Genomic DNA, 7188 nt, shown 5'->3' with positions numbered 1-7188 from the left:
GGCGGGGTCGGGGAGCCGGCCGCGCGGGACGACGCGGCGGCCTCGACCGACGACGGCTTCGGCGGGTCGCCGTTCGAGAGCGCGGGCGTCGAGGGCGAGGACCTCGCGGCCGAGGTGGCCGAGCTGCGCCGCGCCGTCAAGGAGCAGTCCGAGCGCCTCGACCGGCAGTCCGAGCTCATCGAGCGGCTGATCGAGGAGCTCCGGCGCGGGCGCTGATACCGGCGCGAGAGCCACGGGGAGCCATTTATAACCGAGCCGACGAAAGCCCGGAGAGTGACCGCGCAACTCGGCCCCCGGATCGACGCGACGCTCGGCAGCGTCGCGACCGCGGAGGCCCGCCTCGCCCTGACCGTCGGCATCCTCCTCGCGACGACGCTGACCGGCTGGCTGCTGCTCCCGCGCGCCGTCCGGGCGGGCGAGCGGGTGACCGCGGCGCGGCTGGAGCGCTTCCTCGACGGCCGCGGCGAGTCGTCGGTCGAGACGCTCCGCGAGGCGGTGCCCGTCTCGTTCGGCCTCCGAGTGTTCGTCGCCGTGCTCCAGCTCGCGCTGTTCGCGCTCGCCGCCGTCGCCGTGCTGACGCTGTGGGGGCGGTTCGCGGTCGTCGTCGCGGTCCTCCCGGTCGCGGAGAACGCCGCGGCCGTCGCCGGGCGGGCCCTCCTCTCGGTGCTGCTGCTCGGCGGCGCCTACGTCGCGAGCGACGTGGTAGAGGAGTACGTCGCCGACCTCTCCGCCGACAGCGACCGCATCACGGCCCACCAGGAGCAGCTCCTCAGCCGGATCATGCAGGTCGGGCTGCTCGTGATCGCGGGCGTCACCGTCCTCGGGATCTGGGGCGTGAACCTCGGCGGGCTCCTCGTCGGGGCGGGCTTCCTCGGGATCGTGCTCGGGATGGCCGCCAGACAGACCCTCGGCTCGCTCATCGCCGGCTTCGTGCTGATGTTCGCGCGCCCCTTCGAGATCGGCGACTGGGTCGAGATCGGCAGCGAGGAGGGGTTCGTCACCGAGATCACGATCATGAACACCCATATGCGGAACTTCGACGGCGAGTACGTCGTCGTGCCGAACGACCTCGTCACCAACCAGGCGATCACCAACCGGAGCCGCGAGGGGCGGCTCCGAATCCACATGGAGGTCGGGATCGGCTACGACGACGACCCCGACGAGGCCAGCGGGATCGCCGAGGAGGTCCTAGAGGAGATCGACACGATCGCCAACAACCCGAAGCCGTACGTGATCCCCTCCGGCTTCGGCGACTCCGCGATCCTGCTCGACCTCCGCTTCTGGATCGATCCGCCGACGCCGCAGGCGCGCTGGCGCTCGAAGGCGACCGCCGTCGAGCGGATCCAGGAGCGGTTCGCCGACGCCGGGATCTCCATCCCCTACCCCCAGCGCACCGTCTCGTACCCGCCGGAGACGGCGGAGGCGGACGAGACGGTCGAGCGCGTCGAGCGCTTCGACGACGACGGCGAGGGGCGGCCGAGCGACCGGCCCGCCTGAGGGCGCGTCGACGCGCGCGTAACTTCTTTTTCGCCCGGCGGAGTGAGGGGCGATACGAGCGGCGCCGACCGCCGCCGGACGGCGCACCCGACGACCGGCGGGACGCCCCGCGAGCGCCGCCGGCCGATGTCGGTCGCACCGCCGCCGCTCGGGAGGCGAGAGGATGGGTGAGCGAGGTGGAATCCACTGGCCGGACGTCGCCGTCGGACTGGGAGCCGTGCTCATCGGCGCGGCCCTCGTCGGCGGCCTCGTCTACGCCGCCGGCACGACGTCGGTGACCCGCGCCGACTACGAGGCGTACGTCGAGCGGTGCGGGGACCTCGCGGGGGAGTCGCGGCTGGTCGACGCCGGCCTGGGCACGGAGACGGTCACGCTGAACGAGAGCGACGTCCGGGGCTGCGAGAACGCCACCCTCGCCGAGTACCGGACCGCGCGACTGCGGTCGATGCGGTCGACGCCGCTGAACGCGGTACAGCGGGGTTGGATCGGCGGTACCGGGCTCCTGTTCGCGGGCGTCGGCTCGCTCCTCCTCCGCCGACAGCTCACCGCCGATCGGTCGGGGTGAGCCGCGGACGAGCGGCGCTCGGCCCGCTCACCGCTCCCGCCCGAACCCGGCCGCGAACGTCGCCGCGTCGACCGACAGGACCGTCGGCCGCCCGTGCGGGCAGGCGTACGGTCGGTCGCACTCGCCGAGCCGGTCCAAAAGCGAGCGCCGCTCGTCCCGCGACAGCTCCCCGATCTCCCCGCGCTTCAGCGACGGGTGACACGCCAGGTCGGCGAGCAGCGCCTCCCGGGCGTCCCGCGGGGACTCGTCGCCCGCGAGCGTCGCCAGCGCGTCGCGGAACGCGTCCGCGTCGGCCGCCCGGCCGAACGGCGCCGGGACCGAGCGCAGCCTGACGGTCCCGCCGCCGAACGGCTCCGTCTCGAAGCCGAGCGCGTCCAGCGCGTCGGCGTGCGCCTCCGCGGCCGCCGCCTCGTCGGCCGACAGCGAGACCGCCGCCGGGGGATCGAGCGCGGCGGTCGGCACCGGCTCGTCGGCGAAGGCCCGGGCGAGCCGCTCGTAGTTCACGCGCTCGTGGGCGGCGTGGCCGTCGACGACGAGCAGCTCCTCGCCCGCCTCGACGAGGAGGTAGAGGTCGCGGAAGACGCCGATCGGCTCCGCGTCCGCGAACGTCCCGGGCCGCTCCCCCTCCTCGCCCCCGACCGGGTCGAGCGCCGACTCGATCCCGGTGTCGACGTCGCCCTTCCGCCGGAGGTCGGCGCCCGTGAGCGCGTCGGCGACGGCCGACTCGACCGCCTCCGCGAGCCGGTCGGCGTCGCGCAGCCCGACCTCCCGCTTCGCGGGGTGGACGTTCGGGTCGACGCGGGCGGGCGGCACCGCGGCGTCGACCGCGGCCACCGGCTCGCGGTCGTCCGGGAGCAGGCGCCCGTACCCGGCGCGGACCGCGGCCGCGAGCCGGTCGTTCCGCACCGGGCGCCCGTTCACCGAGACGCGGACGTGGTCGCGGGAGGCGCGCGTCACCGAGGGGTACGCGAGCGCGCCGGCGACCTCGACCGAGAGCGGTTCCCCGCCGTCGCCCCCGACGTCGACGCTCGCCGCGAGCTCGGTCGACCGGCTCGCGGTCTCGCGGTCGTAGACGCCGAGCAGCGCGTCCGTGACGCCCGTCCCCGGCGTCGACAGCGTGGTCGAGCCGCCGTGCGCCAACGAGAACGCGACCTCGGGGTTCGCGAGCGCGTAGTCCGCCGCCAGCGAGGAGATCCGCGCGAACTCGGCGGCCGGCCCCGCGAGCGACTCGCGGCGCGCGGGACGGGTCGCGAACAGGTCCTCGACGACGACCGTGGTCCCGCGGGGGTGGCCGGCGTCGGACACCGCGATTTCGGGGGCGCCGTCGCCCGCCGCCGTCCCGTCGGCGACCACCCGCGTGCCCGCGGGGCCGCCGTCGCTCGTCGTCAGTTCGAGCCGCGCGGCGTCGGCGATCGCGGCCAGCGCCTCCCCGCGGAAGCCGAGCGACGCGACGCCGACCGGGTCGCCGTCGGGCGCGAGCTTGCTCGTCGCGTGGCGCTCGACCGCGCGGCGGGCGTCCGCGCGGCTCATCCCCTCGCCGTCGTCGGCGACCCGGATCCGGTCGGTGCCGTCGCCGTCGACCGCGACCTCGACCGAGGCGGCGCCGGCGTCGAGCGCGTTGTCGATCAGCTCGCCGACGACCCGCGCCGGCCGGGTGACCACCTCGCCCGCGGCGATCCGGTCGACCGTGGCGGGGTCGAGCCGGCGGACGCGGCCCGGCCCCTCGGCCGCTCCCGTCGCCTCGCGGTCGGGCCGACCGCCGCCGGCGCGCTCCTCACCCGCCATCGTCGAGCCTCGACTGGAGGTCGTGGAGGGCGTTCAGCGCCTCGATCGGCGTCATCCGGGCGAGGTCGAGGTCGCGGAGCTCGGCGGCGAGGTCGCGCTCGGCGTCGGCTCCGAGGTCGTCGGTCTCGGTCGGATCGGCCTCGTCCCCGCCGGTCTCGGTCGGATCGGCCTCGTCCCCGCCGGCCTCGGTCGGGTCGGCCCCGCTCCCGCCGACCTCGCTTCCGTCTTTCGGGGTCCGGTCGCGGGCCCCGGCGTCCGTCGGACGGTCGCCGTCGGCGCCGGTGGAGACGTCGCCGTCGCCGTTCACCGAGACGTCGCCGTCGTCGCCGACGCCCTCCTCGGCGAGGAACTCGCGGAGCGAGACGTCGCCCGACTCCCCCTCGTCCGCCGACGCGGCCCCCTCGTCGGTCGGTGCGTCCGGACTCTCCGACCCGTCGCCCCCTGACGCGGCCCCGTCCCCCGACGGGTCGCGCTCGGCGGCGGCCACCAGCGACCGCGACCGCTCGACGACCGGGGCGGGGACGCCGGCGAGCTCGGCGACCTCGACGCCGTACGACGAGGAGGAGGCGCCGGGGACGACCCGGTGGAGGAACGTCACGTCGCCGTCCTCGCGCGTGGCGGTGAAGTGGAGGTTGAAGACGTGTTCGCGGTCGTCGGCGAGGTCGGTGAGCCCGTGGTAGTGCGTGGCGAACAGCGCGGTGGCGCCGAGCTCGTCGTGGACGAACTCGACGGCCGCGCGGGCGATGGCGCGCCCGTCCGTGGTGGCGGTGCCGCGGCCGACCTCGTCGAGGAGGACGAGCGAGTCCGGCCCGGCGTCGTGGAGGATCTCCGTCAGCTCGCTCATCTCGCGCATGAACGTCGACTGCCCGCCCGCGATGTCGTCGGAGGCGCCGACCCGGGTGAACAGCCGGTCGAAGACGGGGAGGGTCGCCGCCTGCGCGGGGACGAACGAGCCGGTCTGCGCGAGCACGACCGCGAGCGCGACCGACCGCATGTACGTCGACTTCCCGCTCATGTTCGGTCCCGTGATCACGGCGACCGACCCGCGCGGGAGGTCGGCGTCGTTCGGGACGAACGACTCCTCCGCCCGCTCGACGACCGGGTGGCGCCCGCCCTCGATCTCGACCCCCGCGTCGGAGTCGTCGACGACCGCCGGGCGGACGTAGTCGCCCTCGACGGCGACCGCCGCCAGCGACGCGAGCGCGTCGAGCTCGGCGAGCGCGTCCGCGAGCCCCTGGATCCGCTCCGTCTCGCTCGCGACGCGCTCCCGGACGTCGGCGAACAGCTCGTACTCCACGGCGTCCGCGCGCTCGGCGGCGCCGACGATCTCCTCCTCGCGCTCCTTCAGCTCGGGCGTCACGTAGCGCTCGCGGTCCTTCAGCGTCTGCCGGCGGCGGTAGTCGTCGGGGACGCGGTCGCGGTTCGCGTCGGTCACCTCGATGTAGTAGCCGTGGACCTGGTTGTGGCCGACCGACAGCGAGTCGATCCCGGTGCGCTCGCGCTCGCTCGCCTCCAGGTCGGCGACCCACTCGCGCCCCTCGCGCTCGGTCGCGCGGAGCGCGTCGAGGTCGTCGTCGAACCCCTCGCGGATCACGCCGCCCTCGGTGATCTCCTGCGGCGGGTCGGTCGCGATCGCCTCGTCGATCAGCTCGCGAATCTCGGCCAGCTCGTCGAGCCGGTCGCGGAGGTCGCGGAGGTGGTCGGTCCGGGGGCGATCGGGCTCGCCGTCGCCGTCGGTGCCGTTCGCCCCCTCGGCCCCCGCCAGCGTCGCCTTCAGCTCCGGGACGACCGCGAGCGTCGCGTGCAGCGAGCGCAGGTCGCGGGCGTCGGCCCGCCCCCGAGAGACCCGGCCGACGAGGCGTTCGAGGTCGTAGGCGGCCCCGAGCGCGTCGGCGATCCCCTCGCGGACCAGCGTGCGGTCGGCCAGCTCGCCGACCGCGTCGTGGCGGCTTCTGACCGCGTCGGCGTCGACGAGCGGGCGCCGGAGCCACCGCTCCAGGCAGCGCCGCCCGAGCGCGCAGCTCGTCTCGTCGAGGACGTCGAACAGGGTGTCGCCGGCGCCGAGCCCGCGGTTCTCGAACAGCTCTAGACTGCGCTGGGCGGCGGCGTCGAGCCGCAGTCGGTCGCGGGGGTCGTACCGCCGGAGCCGGGTGACGTACGAGAGCGGGCCGTCGTCGCCCTGCGTGTACTCGGCGTACGCGAGCACGGCGCCGGCCGCCCGCAGCTCCGCGTCCGCGTCGAACCGCCGGTCGGGCGCCGGGAGGTACGGCTCCAGGCGCTCGGTCGCGGCCCGCCGCTCGAAGACCTCGGGGTCGTGCTCGTGGACCGTCCAGCCGTTCTCGGCGTCCGGGGGCTCGAACGCGGGGGCGTCGGGGCCCGCGATCAGCTCCGCCGGGGCGATCCGGTCGAGCTCCCCGGCGACCGCGTCGCGGTCGCCCGAGGTGACGAGGCACTCGCCGGTCGAGACGTCGACGGCGGCGAGGCCGACGGGCGGGGAGCCCGGGGCGTCTCCGCTCCCGCCGCCGGCCCCCTCGCCCCCGGCCGCCACCGCCGCCACGTAGTTCGTCGTCCCCGCCTCCAGCAGGTCGTCCTCGACGACGGTGCCGGGCGTGATCACCTCGGTGACCGCGCGGTCGACGAGCCCGGACGCCTGCTCGGCGTCCTCGACCTGGTCGCCGACGGCGACGCGGTAGCCCGCGTCGAGGAGCGACTCGAGGTAGGGGGCGGCGTTGTCGATGGGGATCCCCGCCATCGGGTAGTCGCCGGTGGAGTCCGAGCGCTCGGTGAGCGTCACCTCGCAGACGCGCGCGACGACCGCGGCCGCCTCGCAGAACGCCTCGTAGAAGTCGCCGACCTGGAACAGGACGAGGGCGTCCTCGTGGGCGGCACAGAGGTCGGCGTACTGCGAGAGCATCGGCGTGAGCTCCTCGCGGGCCTCGGCGATCCCCGGGGGGAGCCCCGTCGCGACCGCTCGGTCCGGGGTGGACATACCGCGAACCGGGGCGCCCGCGAGTATAAACGGTACGGAGGGCGGCGGGCGCGAGAGGGGCCCGCCGAGCGAGGGCGCGCGCCGCCCGCCGCCGGGAGCCTTACAACGATGGACGCCTCAGTACGCACGTGACGAACCGGACGATCATCGTCGGCATGGCGGCGACGTTCATCGGGCTGACGGCCCTGCTGCTCGTCGCGGGGGTCGTCGTCTCGCCCGTCCTGCTGGCCGTGGCCGTCCCCTTCGGGATCGTCTCGTACTTCCTCTGGTACCACGCCAGCGGCAAGCTCCGCGACCGCGTCCGCCGCGAGGCGGCGCGGGCGGGACCGGGGGAGCGAGAGCGGGCGCGGCG

At 75.6% G+C, this 7188-nt stretch carries 4 protein-coding genes and 2 pseudogenes; 4 read left to right on the top strand and 2 right to left on the bottom strand.

Annotation, left to right across the window (positions count from 1 at the left end; all coding sequences use genetic code 11):
• From ACFQMF_RS14820 to ACFQMF_RS14810, 3 genes and pseudogenes are all read left to right on the top strand, one after another.
• A pseudogene (locus ACFQMF_RS14820) lies at positions 1 to 216 on the top strand (DUF7115 domain-containing protein); the annotation flags it as partial.
• Between the two features lie 57 nt (positions 217 to 273).
• Entirely contained in the window at positions 274 to 1497 is a 1224-nt protein-coding gene (locus tag ACFQMF_RS14815; protein WP_256407917.1) for a mechanosensitive ion channel family protein, read from the top strand.
• Between the two features lie 163 nt (positions 1498 to 1660).
• Positions 1661 to 2062, top strand: coding sequence for a hypothetical protein (locus tag ACFQMF_RS14810; RefSeq protein ID WP_256407918.1), 402 nt, complete (start codon positions 1661 to 1663; stop codon positions 2060 to 2062).
• Between the two features lie 27 nt (positions 2063 to 2089).
• Here ACFQMF_RS14810 and mutL read toward each other — a convergent pair whose 3' ends face one another.
• On the bottom strand, positions 2090 to 3847 hold the full coding sequence (gene mutL, locus ACFQMF_RS14805; RefSeq protein WP_256407919.1) for a DNA mismatch repair endonuclease MutL: 1758 nt from the start codon (positions 3845 to 3847) through the stop codon (positions 2090 to 2092).
• On the bottom strand, positions 3837 to 6836 hold the full coding sequence (mutS, locus tag ACFQMF_RS14800) for a DNA mismatch repair protein MutS (RefSeq protein WP_256407920.1): 3000 nt from the start codon (positions 6834 to 6836) through the stop codon (positions 3837 to 3839). The genes mutL and mutS overlap by 11 nt, the downstream gene beginning before the upstream one ends.
• A gap of 128 nt (positions 6837 to 6964) precedes the next feature.
• On the opposite strand from mutS, the pseudogene ACFQMF_RS14795 reads away from it, so the two are divergent.
• Positions 6965 to 7188: pseudogene (locus ACFQMF_RS14795) on the top strand (molecular chaperone DnaJ); the annotation flags it as partial.

Source organism: Halorubrum rutilum (assembly GCF_042665015.1).
Taxonomy (GTDB): domain Archaea; phylum Halobacteriota; class Halobacteria; order Halobacteriales; family Haloferacaceae; genus Halorubrum; species Halorubrum rutilum.
This window is presented reverse-complemented; position numbering and strand designations above follow the sequence as displayed.

Excerpts from the sequence above, each read along its gene's own strand:
- mutL (WP_256407919.1), bottom strand. The coding sequence starts at position 3,847 with ATGGCGGGTGAGGAGCGCGCCGGCGGCGGTCGGCCCGACCGCGAGGCG.
- ACFQMF_RS14810 (WP_256407918.1), top strand. The coding sequence starts at position 1,661 with ATGGGTGAGCGAGGTGGAATCCACTGGCCGGACGTCGCCGTCGGACTG.
- mutS (WP_256407920.1), bottom strand. The coding sequence starts at position 6,836 with ATGTCCACCCCGGACCGAGCGGTCGCGACGGGGCTCCCCCCGGGGATC.